Genomic DNA, 18187 nt, shown 5'->3' with positions numbered 1-18187 from the left:
GGAGAAGCCGACGATGACGCAGGACTGGGACGACGACTTCCGCGACCGGATGGCAGATCCGGTGCTGGCGAAGTCCTACACCGACTCCCTGCCGGAGGCATACAAACACGACTTCGACCCCGAACGCGCCGTCGCGGACGTCACCCGAATCGAGGGGTTGCGCTCCGACTCGTTCGAGGTGGCCCTGCACCCGCCGACGGGCGCCGCACGGGGCCACCTGCGCCTGACGCTCTACATCGACGGAGCAGCAGTCTCGCTCAGCCGAATCCTGCCCGTGATCCAATCCCTCGGCGTCGAGGTGCTCGACGAGCGCCCCTACCCGATGGCCGACTCGGCCGGCAGCCACTGCTGGATCTACGACTTCGGCCTCGCCCTCGACGTCGATCCCGCCCCGTCCGACCCCGGCATGGCCGCACGATTCACCGACGCCTTCGCCGCGGCATGGCGCGGCGATGCAGAGGTCGACACCTTCAACCACCTGGTGCTGCGCGCGGGTCTGACCTGGCGGCAGGCGTCGATGCTGCGCGCCTATGCAAAATTCCTGCGCCAGGCCAGTTTTCCGTACAGCCAGGTGAGGATCGCGGAGGTCCTCTCCGCACACCCCGAGTTCGCCCGGTTGCTGGTCGAGCTGTTCGGAGCCCGCTTCGACCCGACGGCGAACGACGAGGACCGGCAGGACGCACTGACCGGCCGGCTCGACGACGCACTCGGCAGCGTGGTCAGCCTCGACGAGGACCGAATCCTGCGTGCCTTCACGACACTCATCCGAAACACCCTGCGCACCAACTATTTCACCCGCGGGGGCAGCTCGCCGTTGCTCTCGTTCAAGTTCGATCCGCAGCAGATCGACGAACTCCCCCGCCCCCGGCCACGATTCGAGATCTTCGTCTGCTCGCCGCGGGTCGAAGGGGTGCACCTGCGATTCGGTGCCGTGGCCCGCGGCGGCCTGCGGTGGTCGGACCGCAAGGAGGACTTCCGCACCGAGGTGCTCGGACTGGTGAAGGCGCAGGCGGTGAAGAACGCGGTCATCGTGCCGGTGGGCGCCAAGGGCGGGTTCGTCGTGAAACAACCGCCCGCGCCGACAGGCGTCGACGCCACCGATCGCGAGGCGCACCTCGCCGAGGGCGTCGCGTGCTACCGGCAGTTCATCGCCGGCCTGCTCGACGTCACCGACAACATCGACTCGGCCGCCGGCGCCGTCGTTCCCGCCCGCGACGTGGTCCGCCACGACACCGACGACACCTACCTCGTCGTCGCCGCGGACAAGGGCACCGCCACCTTCTCCGACATCGCCAACGAGGTCGCCGCCGAGTACGGCTTCTGGCTCGGCGACGCGTTCGCCTCCGGGGGTTCGGTCGGGTACGACCACAAGGCGATGGGCATCACCGCGCGCGGCGCCTGGGAGAGCGTCCAGCGGCACTTCCGCGAGATGGGCCGCGACACCCAGAGCGAGGACTTCTCGGTCGTCGGCATCGGCGACATGAGCGGCGACGTGTTCGGCAACGGCATGCTGCTCAGCACGCACATCAGACTGGTCGCGGCCTTCGACCACCGTCACATCTTCCTCGATCCCACCCCGGATGCCGCGACGTCGTTTGCGGAACGCAACCGACTGTTCGGCCTGCCCCGCTCCTCCTGGGCCGATTACGCCCCCGCGCTGATCAGCGCGGGCGGCGGGGTGTGGGCGCGCTCGGCGAAATCGGTCCCGATCAGCCCCGAGGCGCGAGGCGCGCTGGGTCTCGCCGACGACGTCACCGCGCTCGCGCCCGCCGCGCTGATCGGCGCGATCCTGCGCGCCCCGGTGGATCTGGCGTGGAACGGCGGCGTCGGCACGTACGTCAAGGCCTCGAGCGAGTCCCACGCCGAGGTGGGAGACAAGGCCAACGACGGGGTCCGGGTCGACGCATGCGACCTGCGAGCCCGCGTCGTGGCGGAAGGCGGAAACCTGGGGCTGACGCCGCTCGGCCGCATCGAGTTCGCCCGCGCCGGGGGCCGCGTCAGCACCGACGCGTTGGACAACTCGGCCGGCGTCGACTGCTCCGACCGCGAGGTCAACATCAAGATCCTGCTCGCCGGCATGGTGGCGTCCGGAAACCTCGCCGCGGGTGAACGGGACGCACTGATGCGCTCCATGACCGACGAGGTGAGCCGACTCGTCCTGGCGGACAACCGCTCCCAGAACCGGATCCTCGGCGTGAGCCGATCCACTGCCGCCGCCGCGCTCGGCGTACACGCCCGGATGATCGCCAGGCTGGAGAACGACCGCGGACTGGTCCGCGCGCTCGAGGCGCTACCGGACAAGCGCGAGCTGTCTCGGCGTGCGCAGGACCGCCAGGGGCTGACCTCTCCGGAACTGGCCACCCTCATGGCGCACGTCAAACTCGCCGTCAAGGACGAACTGCTGGCCGGTGACCTGCCGGACGATCCGGCGCTGCGCGACCGGCTGCGTGCGTACTTCCCGGATGCCCTGTGGGAACGCTTCGGCGACCACCTGGACTCACACCGGCTACGCCGCGAGATTGTCGCGACAATGCTGACGAACGACGTGATCGACCACGGCGGAATCACTTTCGCGTTCCGCCTCGCGGAGGACTCGGCGGCGATCGGGTCCGACGCCGTGCGCGCCCACGTCGTCGCGGCCCGGATCTTCGACCTGAACCGGTTGTGGGCCGACATCGACGAGAGTGGACTGCCGACGGCCGTCACCGATGCCCTGGTGGTCGACACCCAGCGGGTGCTCGACCGAGCCTCGCGCTGGCTGCTGGCCAACCGGCCGCAGCCCCTCGACATCGGCGCCGAAGTCGCCAGGTTCGCGCCCCGACTCGCCCGCCACGCACACGTGGTCCCGGACTGGCTTCGCGGACAAGAGCTTGCCGATCTGCACGCACGGGTCGCCACGTCGGTCGACGCCGGTGTCCCGCACGATCTCGCTGCCCGGGTTCACCTGCTGCTCGACCAGTTCGGCCTGCTCGACATCATCGAGGTCGCCGACGTCAGCGGCCGAGAGGTGCCCGAGGTCGCGGAGCTGTACTACGCACTGAGCCAACATCTCGGCGCGGTGCACCTGTTGCAGTCGGTGTCGAGACTGGCCTACGACGACCGATGGAACTCACTTGCCCGCCTTGCGATGCGGGACGAACTGTACGGCTCCCTGCGCGCGCTGTGCCTGGACCTGCTCGGTCACCCGGCGGGCGCCGGGGAATCCGCCGCCGAGATGATCGCGCGGTGGGAGGAGCGGAACTCCACCCGTCTCCTGCGGGCACGCTCGACTCTCGACGCGATCTTCGAGAACTCGTCCGTCGATGTCGCGGCCATGTCCGTTGCGGTGCGCCAGATCCGGAGCCTGGTCGGTAGCGTCTGAGCCGATCGCCGCCGGGGCGAGCGGCCGCGGCTCACCGCGGCCGCTCCGGGTTCACTGCGTCTCGAAGGTGCCCTCGAGCCGGTAACGCGAGCCCGGGTGTACCAGTCGTGCGGTGCTCACCAGCCTGCCCTCGGACCAGGTGCGTCGGTGGATCAGCAGGCACGGCTCGGCCGCGCCGATCGCCAGGAGCCGGCACTCGTCCGGGGTCGCGAGCACCGACTCGACCACGTGCTCGCCCCGGCCGAGCGGCGCGACCGACATCAGGTAGTTGTTGGGCGTCTGCGCGGCGAAGTCCTGGTCGAGATACTCGGGCGCGATCTCCGGATTGACGTGCCGATCTTCGACCTGGATGGCCAGATCGTCCTCGAAATGCACCACCCGGGAATGGAACACCGGGCTCCCGTCGGGCACTCCCAACTGGTGCGCGATGATTGCCTCGGCGGGCTCGGCGCGGAGGAAGTCCACCTCGCTGCGATGCCGGTGTCCCCTGTGCGTCACCTCGTCGGCGATGTTGCGTACCTCGAAAAGTGCTGAGCTGACCTTCTTTTCGGCGACGAACGTGCCGACACCCATTAGCCGCACGACCAGCCCGTCCGCGCTCAGTTCGCGCAACGCCCGGTTGACGGTCATTCGAGACAACCCCAGGCTGTTGACGAGTTGGTTCTCCGATGGCAGCTGGTCTCCCTCCGGCCAACGGCCCGAGACGATCTGCTCGGCAATGAGGTTCTTGACCCGCTGATAGGCGGGCGCGGATTCGTGCCCGCGGGCCCGATAGAGCGACGCCACATCGGACTCGTCAATCGCCACCCTGATCCCCGTCCACATCCGCCCGTTGGTGGGCACTCTCGTTTCACCCCAGTCTATCGGCCCGACTGATCGGCACCCGACCGGAGGCGCTCAACTCAACCTGTCTCGTATCCGAGAATTCTCGGCGGAGGCACTGTTCCGCGTCGCATCGAACAGGTGTCATGGGGGTCACACACCATCGTCAGGAGACCCGAGATGACCAACCACTCCCCCACCGGACCCCGGCCCGTCCGGGCCCCGCGCGGCCCCGAACTGACCTGCCTCGGCTGGCAGCAGGAGGGCGCCCTGCGGATGCTGATGAACAACCTCGACCCCGAGGTCGCGGAGCGACCCGACGACCTGGTGGTCTACGGCGGCACCGGTCGCGCCGTGCGCAGCTGGGAGGCCTACGACGCCATCGTCCGCACGCTGCAGACGCTGAAGTCCGACGAGACGATGCTCGTGCAGTCCGGCAAGCCGGTCGGGGTCTTCCGTACCAACGAATGGGCGCCGCGGGTCCTGCTCGCCAACTCCAACCTGGTCGGCGACTGGGCCAACTGGGAGCATTTCCGCAAGCTCGAGGCCGAGGGCCTGATGATGTACGGCCAGATGACGGCCGGCTCCTGGATCTACATCGGCAGCCAGGGCATCCTGCAGGGCACCTACGAGACCTTCGGCGCGGTGGCGCGCAAGCTCGCGGCCACCGGTCGCTACGAGCACAGTGGCGGCACCCTCGCCGGAACCATCACCCTCACCGCCGGCGTGGGCGGCATGGGCGGGGCGCAGCCGCTGGCGGTCACCATGAACGACGGCGTGGCCATCTGCGTGGACGTCGACCCGTCCCGCATCGACCGCCGTATCGCCCACGGCTACCTCGACACCAAGGCCGAGAGCATCGACGCCGCGCTCGCGCTGGCCGTCGAGATGCGCGACGCCCGCAAGCCGCTGTCCATCGGCCTGGTCGGAAACGCCGCCGAGGTCTTCCCGGCCCTGCTCGAGATGGGCGCCCCGATCGACATCGTCACCGACCAGACGTCCGCGCACGATCCGCTGTCCTACCTGCCGGTCGGGATCGCGCTCGAAGACTGGCACGCGATGGCCGAGAAGGACCCCGAGCACTTCACCCTCGAGGCACAGAAGTCGATGGCCGCGCACGTCGAGGCAATGGTCGGGTTCATGGATGCCGGCGCCGAGGTGTTCGACTACGGCAACTCGATCCGTGACGAGGCCCGAAAGGGCGGATACGACAGGGCATTCGAGTTTCCCGGTTTCGTTCCCGCCTACATTCGGCCGCTCTTCGAGGAGGGCCTCGGACCGTTCCGGTGGGCGGCGCTCTCCGGCGACCCCAAGGACATCGAGGCCACCGACCGCGCGATTCTCGAGCTCTTCCCCGAGAACGAGCACCTCAAGCGCTGGATCACCATGGCGGGCGAGAAGGTTCAGTTCGAGGGCCTGCCCGCCCGCATCTGCTGGCTCGGCTACGGCGAACGCCACAAGGCGGGTCTCAAGTTCAATGAGATGGTCGCCTCCGGCGAGCTGTCCGCGCCGCTCGCCATCGGCCGCGACCACCTCGACTCCGGATCGGTGGCATCGCCCTACCGCGAGACCGAGGCCATGGCCGACGGTTCCGACGCCATCGCCGACTGGCCGCTGCTGAACGCTCTCGTCAACACCGCTTCCGGCGCGTCCTGGGTGTCCATCCACCACGGCGGCGGCGTCGGTATGGGCCGGTCCATCCACGCCGGTCAGGTGTGCATCGCGGACGGCAGCGACCTGGCCGCGCAGAAGCTCGAGCGGGTCCTCACCAACGACCCGGGCATGGGCGTCATCCGGCACGCCGACGCCGGGTACGAGTACGCGACGCAGGTCGCCGCCGAGCGCGGCGTTCGCATCCCGATGCGGGAGGCGTAACCCATGCTCGACGCACCCGGGCAGGACGGCCGTTGGACGGTCGTCGACAACATCGGCACCCTGGTCACCAACGATCCCGAGAACGGCGACGGCCCGCTCGGCCTGATCCACGACGCCGCTGTGGTCATGGGAGCCGGGCTCATCCAGTGGGTGGGCCCCCGATCCCGAATCCCGGAGGGCAGTGCCGGATCCCGATACGACCTGCGTGGCCGGGCCGCCCTGCCCGGGTTCGTCGACAGCCACGCCCACCTCGTCTTCGGCGGCGAACGGGCGGAGGAGTTCGCGGCCCGGATGACCGGCGCCCCGTACGGAGCAGGCGGTATCCGGACCACCATTGCCGCCACGAGGGCCGCCTCGGACGGCGAACTGGGCGCGAACGTGGCCCGGCTCGTCGCCGAGTCGCTGCACTCGGGCACCACCACGATCGAGACGAAGTCCGGCTACGGGCAGTCGGTCCCGGACGAGTTGCGCAGCCTCGAGGTCGCCGCCGCACACACCGCGGAGACGACCCTGCTCGCCGCGCACGTCACGCCGCCGGAATTCGCGGGACGCAGCGACGACTACGTGCGGATGGTGGTCGAGGAAATGGTCCCCAAGTGTGCCCCGCACGCGAAGTGGATCGACGTGTTCTGCGAAGAGGGCGCGTTCGACGCCGACCAGTCGCGGGCCGTACTCGAGGCCGGCATCGCCGCCGGGCTCACCCCGCGGGTGCACGGCAATCAGCTCAGCTACGGCGCCGGCGTTCGGTTGGCGGTCGAGTTGAACGCCGCGTCCGTCGACCACGTCACCTACACGACCGACGCCGATGTCGAGGCGCTGGCGGCGAGCGACACCGTCGCCACGTTGCTGCCCGGAGCCGACTTCTCCACGCGCAACAAGTACCCCGACGCCCGCGCTCTGCTCGACGCCGGCGCCACCGTCGCACTGGCCGCGGACTGCAATCCCGGAACCAGCTACACCACCAGCATCCCTTTCTGCATCGCGCTGGCGGTGCGCGAGATGCACATGAGCCCGGACGAGGCCGTGTGGGCCGCGACGGCCGGCGGCGCCGCGGCGTTGCAGCGCACCGACATCGGGCGCATCCAGGTCGGCGCCCGAGCCGATCTGATCGCGCTGGACGCACCGTCCCACCTGCACCTGGCCTACCGGCCCGGGGTGGCGCTGGTGCGTGAGGTCTGGAAGGACGGGCACCGACGATGAGCAGCGCGGACATCGCCCCCACGGCCTGGTCGGGGCGCGACGACGGCCCCGGCGACGAACACCTGCGCTGGCACCGCGCCGTCGCACCGCTCGAGGGCCGAACCGGCTCCGGCGCAGGCGTTCTCATCGGTTTCCGCAGCGACGAGGGGGTGCGCCGCAACAAGGGGCGTCCGGGCGCCGCCGACGGCCCGGCCGCGCTGCGTACCGCGCTCGCCTCCATGTCGCTCGCTTCCCCGGTTCGGGTGTTCGACGCGGGTGACGTCGAGGTCGTCGGCGAGGATCTCGAGGGGGGCCAGGACCGGCTCGGCTCGGCCGTCACCGGCCTGCTCGACGCCGGGAGCCTCGTCACCGTCCTCGGCGGCGGACACGAGGTGGCGTACGGCAGCTATCTCGGCATCGCGAACTCGGCGGCCGTCGCATCGGGTGCGCGCCTCGGTGTCCTGAACCTCGACGCACATTTCGACCTTCGGAGCGACCCCCGGCCGAGCTCCGGAACCCCGTTCCGGCAGATGGCCGACCGCGAAATCGCTCTGGGCCGGGCCCTCGACTATGCGGTCCTGGGCATCTCGCAACCCAGCAACACCTCGGCGCTGTTCGCCACCGCGGCCGAACTCGGCGTGCGCCACCTCCTCGACGACGACTGCACGGCGACGAATCTTCCTGCGGTACAGGCGTTCGTCGAGGAGTTCCTCGACGACGTCGACGTGGTCTACCTGACGATCGACCTCGACGTGCTGCCCGCCGCGGTCGCCCCCGGGGTCAGCGCCCCGGCCGCGTTCGGTGTACCGCTCGAGGTGATCCAGCGGGTGTGCGACCTGGTGGCGCGCAGCGGCAAGCTACGACTGGTCGACGTCGCCGAGCTGAACCCCGCTCTCGACGTGGACAACCGCACAGCGCGGACCGCGGCGCGACTGATCCACCGGATCGTCACCACCGCGCTCGCCCCCCGGACGCACTGAGTCCGAACCCCCAAACGTCCTCGGCTCGACGCCTGCGCCTGCCGCCGCGTCGAGCCGAGGATTTCCAACGTTTCGGCCGAAACAGTCCCCCAACCGAACATGTCCGTTTCAGGGAACTGGTCGAGTTACCGGGTTCGCGACACTGCCATGAGCGTGTCCGTTGACGGAGTTGTGTCTGACGCGGTGCTGCCGGGGGCCCGCTCAGTTAGAGTCCGACTGACGGGTCTTGAGCAGGTGGCCATGCGGACGAGTCCGCCGTCGCCGCCGGAGAGGTGACCATGTCCGGTTCGACTTCCGAGCATCTGGCGTTCGGCGTGGCCGCGAAAAGGATCGTCCGTTCCGTCGCGATGACCGCCGTGCTGGCGTCGCGGCGACGCGTCCGCCGCCGTACCTCGTGGGTCGGCGAGCAACTCAGCTTCGACGACGCGCGCGGCCGGGTCTACCGGGAGACCGTGGTGGTGCAACCTCCGACAGCCGACCCGTGCGTGCTGGTGGTCGAATTCCGTCTCCGTGGGATCCACGGACGGGCACACACGTTGTTCCGGTGGGAGAGCCTGCTCAACACCCCTCTGTTCGTGGGGTTTCCCGGATTCGTCTCGAAACTGTGGGTCGCCCACGACGAGCGCGAGGTCTATCGGGGCGTGTACGAATGGGACGGCCCCGAGCGGGCGGAGGCGTACGTGCACGCACTGTGGTGGCTGCTCGCGCCGGTCAGCATCCGTGGCTCGATCCGGCATCACGTGGTCCCGGGCCTGCGCCGCGACCAGTGGCTCGCCCAGCGCGGACACCGCCCGCCCGCGGAGACGGACGTAGCGGTCCGCGCCGGGGCGGTCGCCACCGACCGCGCCCACACCGTGGTGGAGTCGGTCGGCGGCGCAGTCCTGATTGCGGCGCACCTGCTCGCGCGACCTTTGCGCCACTGGCGCGCCACCTGGGGTGCCACGGACGAGGAAGCCGCGGCCGCCTTCCCGGGCGACGACCTGGTCCCCGACGCGACCTGGAGTTACACCCATGCGATCACCGTCGCGGCACCACCGGAGCGGTTGTGGCCGTGGATCGTTCAGCTCGGCCAGGGCCGCGGCGGGTTCTACAGCTACCCCGGTCTCGAGAACCTCGTCGGCTGCCACGTCCGGAACGCCACCGAGGTGCTCGACCGGTTCCAGCACCTCGCGGTGGGTGATCCGGTGCTGCTGCACCCCAAAGCGCCACCGCTGACGGTCGCCGCGATAGAGCAGGGTCGGCATCTGGTGCTGATCGGTTCGTCGCCCGACGGCGCCGACGCGTCGCTGTGGGCGTTCCACCTGCTCGACGACGGGGGCGGGGGCACCCGCCTGATCGAGCGGGGACGCTACGCCCACAGCGGTGGGCGGGCGAGCAGTCTCGCGTTCGGCCCGACCCTGCTCGAACCGATCAGCTTCGTGATGAGCCGCAAGATGCTGCGCACCCTTCGCGCACTGGCCGAGTAGCGCGGGACCCGAGCCGCCCCTTGCAGCCACACTGGGCCAAAATATGTAGACCGGTCTATACTGAACCCATGAAGAAGGGCGAGGAGACCAGACTGCGGATGATCACGGTCATGGCGGCCGCGGTCGAGGAGAAGGGCGTGGCGGCGACCGGCGTCACAGAGGTGCTCGAACGGAGCGGGGCACCGCGCGGCTCGCTCTACTTCCACTTCCCGGGCGGCAAGGACGAGTTGGTCGAGGCCGCGCTCCGGCAGAGCGCGGGCACGCTCGACGACCTGATGGCCGACTCCCTCGGCGGCTCGCCGGCGGACGTCGTCACACGGCTCCTGGAAGCGCTCGCCGACCGGCAGGTCGCCTCCGACTTCACCAAGGGATGCCCGATCGCGACGGTCGCCCTCGAGACTGCGGGCACCGCCCCGCTCGGCGGGGTGTGCGCCGAGATCTACGCCGACTGGGAATCCTCCCTCGCGGACCTCCTCGGCGACGCCGCGTTGGCCACCGAGGTCTTCGCCCTCATCGAGGGCGCACTCCTCGTCGGCCGGGTGCGGCGGTCCCGCGAACCCATCGACGCGGCGGTCCGCGCCGTCCGGAAACTACTGGAGGCCTCATGAGCACGCCCGACACCCTCGTCATCGGCTCCACCGGACTGATCGGCCGATGGCTGGTCCCCGAACTCACCCGACAGGGCAGGCACGTCGCCGCCATGGTCCGGAACGCGGCCGAACGCGGCGACGAACTCCGCGACTGGGTGGCCGCCCACGGCGGGAACACCGAGCGGCTGACCGTCGTCGACGGGGACCTGACCGCGCCGGGCCTCGGCCTGGACCCGTTGCCCACCGTGCGCGACGTCTACAACCTGGGCGGGCGGTTCGCCTTCGGGCTCACCGAGAGCGAGGCTCGCACGGTCAACGTCGACGGGGCCGTGGCCGCGCTGCGCTGGGCGCAGGAACTGCCGCAGCTGCGCCGGTTCGTGCACATCAGCGGGTATCGCGTGGCGGGCGTCACCGTCAGCCCGACGCTCTACCGAGACAAGGGCGCCTACGAGGCCAGCAAGGTCGAAGCCGACCACGCCGTGCGCGATCACGCCGAGGCGCAGGGCATCCCGTACGCGATCGTCAACCCGTCGACGATCATCGGCGACTCCGGGACCGGCGAGACCACCCAGTTCATCGGGCTGGCCGCGATGGCCCACGACCTCCACCGCGGCAAGCTCCCGGTGATCCCCGGCGGCAAGGATGTCTGGGTCCCGGTGGTCACCGCGGACTACTTCGCCCGGTTCCTCGCCGCCGTGCCCGAGCACGCGGAACCCGCTGCGGCGCTGTGGGTTCTGGACGAGGACACCCCGCTGCTGGGCGAGCTGCTCCGCGACGTCGCGCAGACACTCGGCGTGCGACCCCCTCGATTCCACGTGCCGGTCGGGGTCATCCGGAGGCTGCCCGCACGGCTGACCGGCGCGGATCCGGAGACCCTCGGCTTCCTCTCCGCCGACCGGTATCCGACCGAATCCGCACGGGCACTCGCCGAGCGGGCCGGACTGGTGCCGCCTCCGGTGCGGCCCGCGTTGCGGGCCTGGGTGGACTACCTGGTCGCGAGCGAATTCGGGACACACATCCCCACTCGAACACCGGTTCGCTAGTCCGCCAAACGCATTCGTGGGACGGGTGCGTTCGAGCCTGCGGACCATCGTCAGTGCGTCGACGACACCCGAAGTGCGTGCGGCCCGGCGGGCGATATCGAGATGAGCGCGCACCTTCCCCGAGGCACGGGCGGCATCGGTTCGCCGGGCGGCACGATCAGGGCGGCCTCGGTCACGAGGTCGAGGAAGATCCGGACCGAAGCCGAGTCGTCGGGGATCTCGGTGGAGCCGATCTCCACCGTCATGTCGACCTCTCCCCGCCGACCCATGACGTTGAGCGCCCGGGTGCGCGAGGACGCCTTCGACGCCGGCGCCCACTCGCCCGGAAAAGCCAAGGTGTGCAACGGATCGACGACATGGCGCACCACGGTGGCCGCGTCGACCGAGCCCGGTGGGGCGGCGAAGGGCGGCCCGGTGAGTTCGAGGGACACCGATCCGATGGGTGTGATCAATCGGTCGTATCCCTCGATGACCGAGAACCTCGACTCGGTCGGTTCCTCGGCGATGCTCACCCGCCACTGGTCGGTCGCCGCGACCACCTGGGTGGTGCCTCGGCCGTTGAGCCAGGGCACCACCCTGCGGTCGGACGCCGCGGTACGGAACGACGGTGTCCCGTACTCGGTTTCACCGGAAGTCCGATTCGTCATTCGACTGCGGCGAGCGGAGCGGGTCAGCTGAGCTTGCCGACCACGGCCTCGGCGCTGTCGAGCAGCGCCCCGGAGGCGACCAACTGCACCGCGGCCTCGATCTCCGGTGCCAGGTGGCGGTCCGTGCCCGGTCCCTGGACCTGCTCACGGATCTTGTCGCGCACGGCGGCGGTCGCGGGCGACGGCTCGAGCGGGGCACGCAGGTCCAGGCCGCGGGCGGCGGTGAGCGCCTCGATGGCGAGCACCCGGGTGAGCCCGTCGACGGCACGCCGCAGCTTGCGGGCGCCCGACCAGCCCATCGACACGTGGTCCTCCTGCATGGCGGACGAGGGGATCGAGTCGACGCTCGCGGGCGCAGCGAGCCGCTTGAGCTCGGACACGATCGCGGCCTGCGTGTACTGCGCGATCATGTGCCCGCTGTCCACGCCGGGGTCGTCGGCCAGGAACGGCGGCAATCCGTGGTTGCGTGCGACGTCGAGGAATCGATCCGTGCGGCGCTCGCTCATGCTCGCCAGGTCGGCGACGACGATCGCGAGGAAGTCGAGCACGTAGGCGACCGGCGCCCCGTGGAAGTTGCCGTTGGACTCGACCCGGCCGTCGAGGGTCACCACCGGGTTGTCGACGGCGCTCGCCAACTCGAACGAGGCCACCCGCTCGGCGTGTGCGAGGGTGTCGCGCGCGCCGCCCGCGACCTGCGGCGCGCACCGCAGCGAGTAGGCGTCCTGCACAACCGTGCAGTCGGGGGTGGCGTGGCTGGCGACGATTCCCGATCCGGCGAGCACCCGGGTCATGTTCGCGGCCGCCACGGCCTGACCGGGCTGCGGGCGCAGCGCCTGCAGGTCTGCCGCGAACACCTTGTCGGTACCGAGCAGCCCCTCGACGCTCATCGCCGCGGTGACGTCCGCCAGGGAGAGCAGCTTGTGCAGGTCGTGGCAGGCCAGCACCAGCATGCCCAGCATGCCGTCGGTGCCGTTGATGAGGGCCAGGCCCTCCTTCTCCTTGAGCTCGACCGGCTCGATGCCGGCGGCGGCCAGGGCTTCGGCGGCCGAGGTGAGCTCGCCGTCGGCGTCCCGCACCGTGCCCTCCCCGATCACGGCCATCGCCACGTGCGCCAGTGGCGCGAGGTCGCCCGAGCAGCCGAGGCTGCCGTACTCGTGGACGACCGGGGTGATACCGGCCGACAGCAGCCCCGCGTAGACCTGGGCCACCTCCGGTCGGACGCCGGTCCGGCCGGTCGCCAGCGTGGACAGCCGCAGCAGCATCAGCGCCCGGATCACCTCGCGCTCCACCTCCGGACCGGATCCGGCGGCGTGCGAGCGGATCAGGCTGCGCTGCAGCTGTGCGCGCATCTCCAGCGGGATGTGCCTGGTAGCGAGCGCACCGAATCCGGTCGAGACCCCGTACACCGGCCTCGGGTCCTCGGCGAGGGCCTGGATACGGTTGCGGCTGGCCCCGATCGCCGAGAGCGCCTCGTCGGACAGTCGTACCGGTGCGCCGAACCGGGCGACGCGCACCAACTCCTCCGGCGTCACGGCGCCGACTCCGACCACGACGGGCTCATTCATGTCCATTGCGCGCTTCTCTGTGTGCGGGAGGGTGTTCGTGCTCATGATTGTTCTCCGTTTCGAATGAGCGGTAGCGAGAATTTTGTCGGTGGGTCAGGACACGCGGTCCGCGTGTAGGGGTTCGGCCGGCGCCGGCTCGGGTCGCACCCACCGGCGGAAGGCGAGGGCGAGCAGTGCCAGCCAGACCGCACCGACGACCAGTGCGACGCGGGTGTCGGCATCGAAGGCGAGCACCGCGATCACGAACACCAGGAAGCCGATCGCGATCAGCTGCCCGTACGGCCAGAACGGCACCGGGAACTTCAGCGCGGCCACCTCGGCCGGATCCATCCGCTGCCGCGAGCGGTAGTGCGAGAGCAGGATCATCAGCCAGACGAAGATCGTCGCGAAGGTCGCGATCGACGCGATGACCAGGAACACCTTGTCCGGGATGAGGTAGTTGAGGAGCGCTCCGAAGAGCAGCGTGATCGTCATGATGACCACCGTCATCCAGGGCACCCCGTTGCGGGAGACCTTGCCCATCGACGCGGGGGCCTGACCACGCTGGGCCATACCGAACATCATCCGTCCGGCGCCGAAGATGTCGCTGTTGATCGCGGACAGAGCCGCCGTGATCACCACGATGTTCAGCACCGTCGCGGCCGGTCCGATGCCGAGCCCCTGGAAGATCTGCACGAAGGGACTGCCCTCGGATCCGATCGACTGCCACGGGTTGATCGCCATGATCACGGCGAGGGTGAGTACATAGAACAGGATGATGCGCACCGGGACGGTGTTGATCGCGCGGGGAATGGTGCGCTCCGGGTCCTCCGCCTCGCCCGCGGTGATGCCGATGATCTCAGTGCCGCCGAAGGCGAACATGACGATCGCGAAGCAGCTGACAAACCCGCCGAACCCGGTGGCGAAGAAGCCGCCGTCGGACCAGAGACTGCTCACTCCGGCGCTGGTGTCGTGGATCCCGAACCCGAAGATCAGGATCGCGATTCCCCCGGCGATCATCGCGACGATCGCGACGATCTTGACGAGGGTGAACCAGAACTCCACCTCGCCGAAGACCTTGACGCTGAGCAGGTTGATCGCGCCGATGAAGAAGATGATGGACAGCACCCAGATCCACCGCGGCACGTCGGGGAACCAGAAGCCCATGTAGACGCCGAATGCGGTCACGTCGGCGAGGCACACCACGATCATTTCGAAGGTGTACGTCCAGCCGGTCATGAATCCGGCGAGCGGCCCCAGGTGCTTGCTCGCGTACTCTCCGAACGAACCCGACACGGGATTGCTCACGGCCATCTCGCCGAGCGCGCGCAGCACGATGTAGATCGCCGCACCACCGATGAGGTAGGCGAGCAACACCGACGGACCCGCCCGGTTGATTGCTTCCGCCGATCCGTAAAATAGTCCGGTCCCGATGGCCGAACCCAAGGCGATGAACCTGATGTGGCGTGCTGTCAGACCTCGGGTCAGGGCCGCGGCGGTGTCTTTCACAATCGATCTCCCTGGACTGTGCTGGTGGATCCGGCCGGGCCGGCCCCTCGCGCTGTGCGGCGAGTCACACCATCGCGATATGTATAGTCCTGTATATACAGCTTCGTCAAGGGTTCGCCGCCACTCAATTCGGTCGAGTACCGGTAACCCGCCGGCGGTCGACCACTCGGCGAGCGAGTCGGGATACCCGACCTGCCGCACGTGGAGCGGCCTCCGACCGGCACCGCCGACACCGCCGGACAGGCCCTCCCCCCATGCAGTAGACAACGTGGCCGTCAGCCAACAGGGCCGCGTCGACCTCGCCCATGACCTGGGCGTGAGCGCGCTCGGAGCCGGCACGACTGGCACACGACAGCTACGAACTCCGCGACGGCCGCTGGCAGGCTGTCTGGTCACAAGCAACGGAGACCCAGGCGGTGCCACAGGCCACATGACCGCCGGCGAACGGCCCGCAAGGCGTGGATACGCGCATGGGCACGCCAGCGTTGTGAATCGTCAGTACGAGACGGAAGTCCCCTCACCCACGCACCGCGGATGAGGGGACCACGAGCAACCGGAACCGCCAGACCGGCCCGCTAGGTGATGAGAGCGATTCCGATGCCCGGGCCACCGCCCGGCAGCTGCACCAGCGGACTGTTGGTGAAGCGCTGATCGGTCTGCTCGAATCCCACCATCGGGAACGCGACGTTGTCCTGGTGGTGCCAGGTCCTGTTGATGCTGATCACCCCGGGGACCGAGTCCGGCGACACCCAGAAGGTGTCCGGCCCGACCGCACCCACGGCCACGAACTTCGTCGTGGGCGAACTCAGGTCGTAGTCGCTGGACACCCGCCGGTACTCGATCATCCAGAACGCCCTCTTCGGAGCCTGGTACAGAACCTTTTCCGCCGCCTCGTAGATCGGGAACCCGGCGTCGCGGGCGGCGGTCAGCGTCTTGACGGTCATCCCATAGGGCGCCTCGAGGCTGGAAGCCGCCGCCGTGACGGGCGCCAGCGGATCGGTGGCGGCACCCGCCGGAGCCACCGCCCCTGCACCAATCGCGACCGCGGCCGCGCCCCCGGCGAGTACGCGCCTAGCTCGAATACCCATCATCGATGAATCCCCCTCCGTCGAATGACCGAAACCTACCGATACATCCGATTTGCCCGCCCGACCGTTACCCCTGCCCGGCCGGCGACGCATGCCTCGCCTCGGCTCAACGGAACTGCGGGTGCCACACGTCCCGCGCCCGGCCGTCCTCGACCACCGTGATGTCGGGCCAACGGTCGAAAGCCGAACAGGGATGGGAGATCCCGAGGTCGACGACGTCACCGACGTCCAACCCCTCGGCGTCGGTGAGGACGAGGTGGTGGTCGTAGATCTGGGTCGCGGTCGCCCTCGCCGCCGGGCGTGGGACGCCCCGGGCGTCGGTGGCCGACACCAGGACCGGCAGGCCCGCGTCGTAGGGCAGTTCGCGCTTGCCGGCGCCGACCACGATCCGCCCCGGTTCGGGCGCGGACAGGACCACGGCCCGGACCGTCAGGGCCGCACGCAGCCCCGGCACCGGGGACACCTCCGCGTACGTGCCGTGGTCGTGGGTCACGTAACAACCCGACCGCAGCACCGGGATCACCCGCGCGCCCCGGTCCGGGAGGTCCGCGACGGCCTCGACGACCCGGTCCGGGAAGGCCGAGCCGCCCATGCTGAACACGGGCCGTTCGGCCCGGATCCACGGCGACACCGCACGGAAGGCCGCCACCGTCTCCCGGCAGTGCTCGTCGACCTGCGCGACGACGTCCGCGTCCCGCCGGTTGGGTCGAACGCCCTCGTACCCCGCGACGCCCGCCAGGGCGATTCCCGGCGTGTGCTCGCACTCCCGCGCGAGGTCCGCCGCAGCCGAGACCGCACGGACACCGGTTCGCCCGCCCGGGGTCCCGACGTCGACTAGGACCCTCAGGCGATTGACGGCACCCCGCATGACCGACCCCGCCAGGCTCAGGCCCGCCGTCGAGTCCACCAGCAGGTAGAGCTCGAGTGTCGGGTCCGCGTCCAGCCACCCCCGCAATTGTTCGAGGTCGGGGCGATGGATCACCTCGTTGGCGATGAGGATGCGCCGCGTCCCCCATTCGAGGGCGAGTGCAGCCTGGCGAACCGTGGCGACGGTGACGCCCCACGCGCCGGCGCGCATCTGCCGCTCGACGATGGGGCGCGTCATCGTCGTCTTGATGTGCGGGCTCAGCTCGACGCCGCGGTCGCGGCACCACGTCGCCATCAGCTCGACGTTGTGCCGGAGCGCCGGGAGACTGAGCCGCAGCTCCGGCAGCGACGCCGGCCCACCGGGGCTAGCCACGGCGACGGGACAGGGCCGTGCTGGCCACCGAGTTGTGCACGGTGAACGAGACAGTGCCGGGGAGGAAGCGGTCGTCGGACCACAGCAGCGGGGTGCTGGCCGGGTCGGTGACGCGCCTGCGCTCGCGCAGCAGAGGCGAGCCCTCGACGCACCCCAGGTGACGGGCGTCGTCCACCTCCGCCTCGACGAGGTCGACGGTGTGATCGGCGTCGGCGAACACGACGCCCGCGTCCAGCAGGGGGGCCGCGTGCGACGTGGCCTCCGGCGGCAGGTCCGCGACCAGTTTTCCGATCTGCTCCGGGTAGATCGCGCGCTCGAGCATGACGGGGACACGCGAGAGAGTCCGCAGCCGCACCACCTGGTAGATCCGCGATCCCGATGCGAGCTGGAGCTGCTCGCACTCGAGCGGCAGGGCGACCCGGTGCTCTACGGCGACCGTTCGGCTTCCGGGATCCTCGCCGATCGAGTGCGCCCAGCCGCTGAAGCTGAGCAGTTCGAAGAAGCTCTGCGTGCGCGCCGTCCCGAGAATGACGCGGCGGGTGCCACGCCGTGAGGTGACCAACCCGTTCGCACGCAGGACGGCCAGCGCCTGACGGACCGTGCCACGCGAGACTCCGTACGTCCCGGCGAGGCTCTCCTCGCTGGGCAGCCGGTCCCCGGAGCCGAACTCCCCCGATGTGATCGCCTCCCGCAACTTGGCTGCCAACTTTTCGTACTCGGCCCCGGGGCGTTTGCCCCTTGACTCAGCCAATGCTCGTCTCCCTCCTGGCCCGGTCATCTTGGTCCCGATCGTAGCTCCCAGAACTCTTCACACAGGTCACAGGCACACATCCGTAGGGATGC

Annotated in this window: 13 protein-coding genes and 1 pseudogene; 7 read left to right on the top strand and 7 right to left on the bottom strand. The window is 69.8% G+C overall.

The annotated features are described in order from the left end of the window. Nucleotides 1-25: 25 nt before the first annotated feature. Nucleotides 26-3361: pseudogene (locus AC1DWC_RS05170) on the top strand (NAD-glutamate dehydrogenase); the annotation flags it as partial. 51 nt (nucleotides 3362-3412) lie between these two features. On the opposite strand, the gene hutC reads toward AC1DWC_RS05170, so the two are convergent. Next, nucleotides 3413-4186 (bottom strand): histidine utilization repressor, encoded by a 774-nt coding sequence (hutC, locus tag AC1DWC_RS05165; RefSeq protein WP_477906560.1) that lies wholly within the window; start codon nucleotides 4184-4186, stop codon nucleotides 3413-3415. A 177-nt stretch (nucleotides 4187-4363) separates the two neighbouring features. Here hutC and hutU point away from each other — a divergent pair, with 177 nt between their 5' ends. From hutU to AC1DWC_RS05135, 6 genes are all read left to right on the top strand, one after another. Further along, complete coding sequence (gene hutU, locus AC1DWC_RS05160) at nucleotides 4364-6058, top strand: urocanate hydratase (RefSeq protein ID WP_477906464.1); 1695 nt, start codon at nucleotides 4364-4366, stop codon at nucleotides 6056-6058. Between the two features lie 3 nt (nucleotides 6059-6061). Beyond that, a complete protein-coding gene (hutI, locus tag AC1DWC_RS05155; RefSeq protein WP_477906463.1) occupies nucleotides 6062-7258 on the top strand; it encodes an imidazolonepropionase in 1197 nt (398 codons plus the stop codon). Beyond that, the gene (gene hutG / locus AC1DWC_RS05150) at nucleotides 7255-8217 is read left to right on the top strand and encodes a formimidoylglutamase (RefSeq protein ID WP_477906462.1); all 963 of its coding nucleotides are present in this window, start codon (nucleotides 7255-7257) and stop codon (nucleotides 8215-8217) included. Before hutI ends, hutG begins: the two co-directional genes overlap by 4 nt. Before the next feature lie 278 nt (nucleotides 8218-8495). After that, nucleotides 8496-9683 carry a hypothetical protein gene (locus AC1DWC_RS05145; protein WP_477906461.1) on the top strand — a complete coding sequence of 396 codons (1188 nt, stop codon included), beginning with the start codon at nucleotides 8496-8498 and terminating at the stop codon, nucleotides 9681-9683. A gap of 68 nt (nucleotides 9684-9751) precedes the next feature. Then, nucleotides 9752-10291 (top strand): TetR/AcrR family transcriptional regulator, encoded by a 540-nt coding sequence (locus tag AC1DWC_RS05140; protein ID WP_477906460.1) that lies wholly within the window; start codon nucleotides 9752-9754, stop codon nucleotides 10289-10291. Then, nucleotides 10288-11316 (top strand): SDR family oxidoreductase, encoded by a 1029-nt coding sequence (locus AC1DWC_RS05135; protein ID WP_477906459.1) that lies wholly within the window; start codon nucleotides 10288-10290, stop codon nucleotides 11314-11316. The genes AC1DWC_RS05140 and AC1DWC_RS05135 overlap by 4 nt, the downstream gene beginning before the upstream one ends. 50 nt (nucleotides 11317-11366) lie before the next feature. On the opposite strand, the gene AC1DWC_RS05130 is transcribed toward AC1DWC_RS05135, so the two are convergent. The 6 genes from AC1DWC_RS05130 to AC1DWC_RS05105 form a co-directional block, all read right to left on the bottom strand. Further along, nucleotides 11367-11963, bottom strand: coding sequence for a HutD family protein (locus tag AC1DWC_RS05130; protein WP_477906458.1), 597 nt, complete (start codon nucleotides 11961-11963; stop codon nucleotides 11367-11369). A 23-nt stretch (nucleotides 11964-11986) separates the two neighbouring features. Beyond that, the gene (gene hutH, locus AC1DWC_RS05125; protein ID WP_477906559.1) at nucleotides 11987-13534 is read right to left on the bottom strand and encodes a histidine ammonia-lyase; all 1548 of its coding nucleotides are present in this window, start codon (nucleotides 13532-13534) and stop codon (nucleotides 11987-11989) included. 87 nt (nucleotides 13535-13621) lie between these two features. Further along, entirely contained in the window at nucleotides 13622-15016 is a 1395-nt protein-coding gene (locus AC1DWC_RS05120; protein ID WP_477837552.1) for an amino acid permease, read from the bottom strand. 575 nt (nucleotides 15017-15591) lie between these two features. Then, nucleotides 15592-16038 (bottom strand): hypothetical protein, encoded by a 447-nt coding sequence (locus AC1DWC_RS05115; protein WP_477906457.1) that lies wholly within the window; start codon nucleotides 16036-16038, stop codon nucleotides 15592-15594. A gap of 172 nt (nucleotides 16039-16210) precedes the next feature. Further along, complete coding sequence (locus tag AC1DWC_RS05110; protein ID WP_477906456.1) at nucleotides 16211-17344, bottom strand: alanine racemase; 1134 nt, start codon at nucleotides 17342-17344, stop codon at nucleotides 16211-16213. After that, a complete protein-coding gene (locus AC1DWC_RS05105; RefSeq protein ID WP_477906455.1) occupies nucleotides 17337-18050 on the bottom strand; it encodes a GntR family transcriptional regulator in 714 nt (237 codons plus the stop codon). The genes AC1DWC_RS05110 and AC1DWC_RS05105 overlap by 8 nt, the downstream gene beginning before the upstream one ends. Between the last annotated feature and the right edge of the window lie 137 nt (nucleotides 18051-18187).

The organism is Rhodococcus sp. P4_C10 (assembly GCF_056402135.1).
This window is presented reverse-complemented; position numbering and strand designations above follow the sequence as displayed.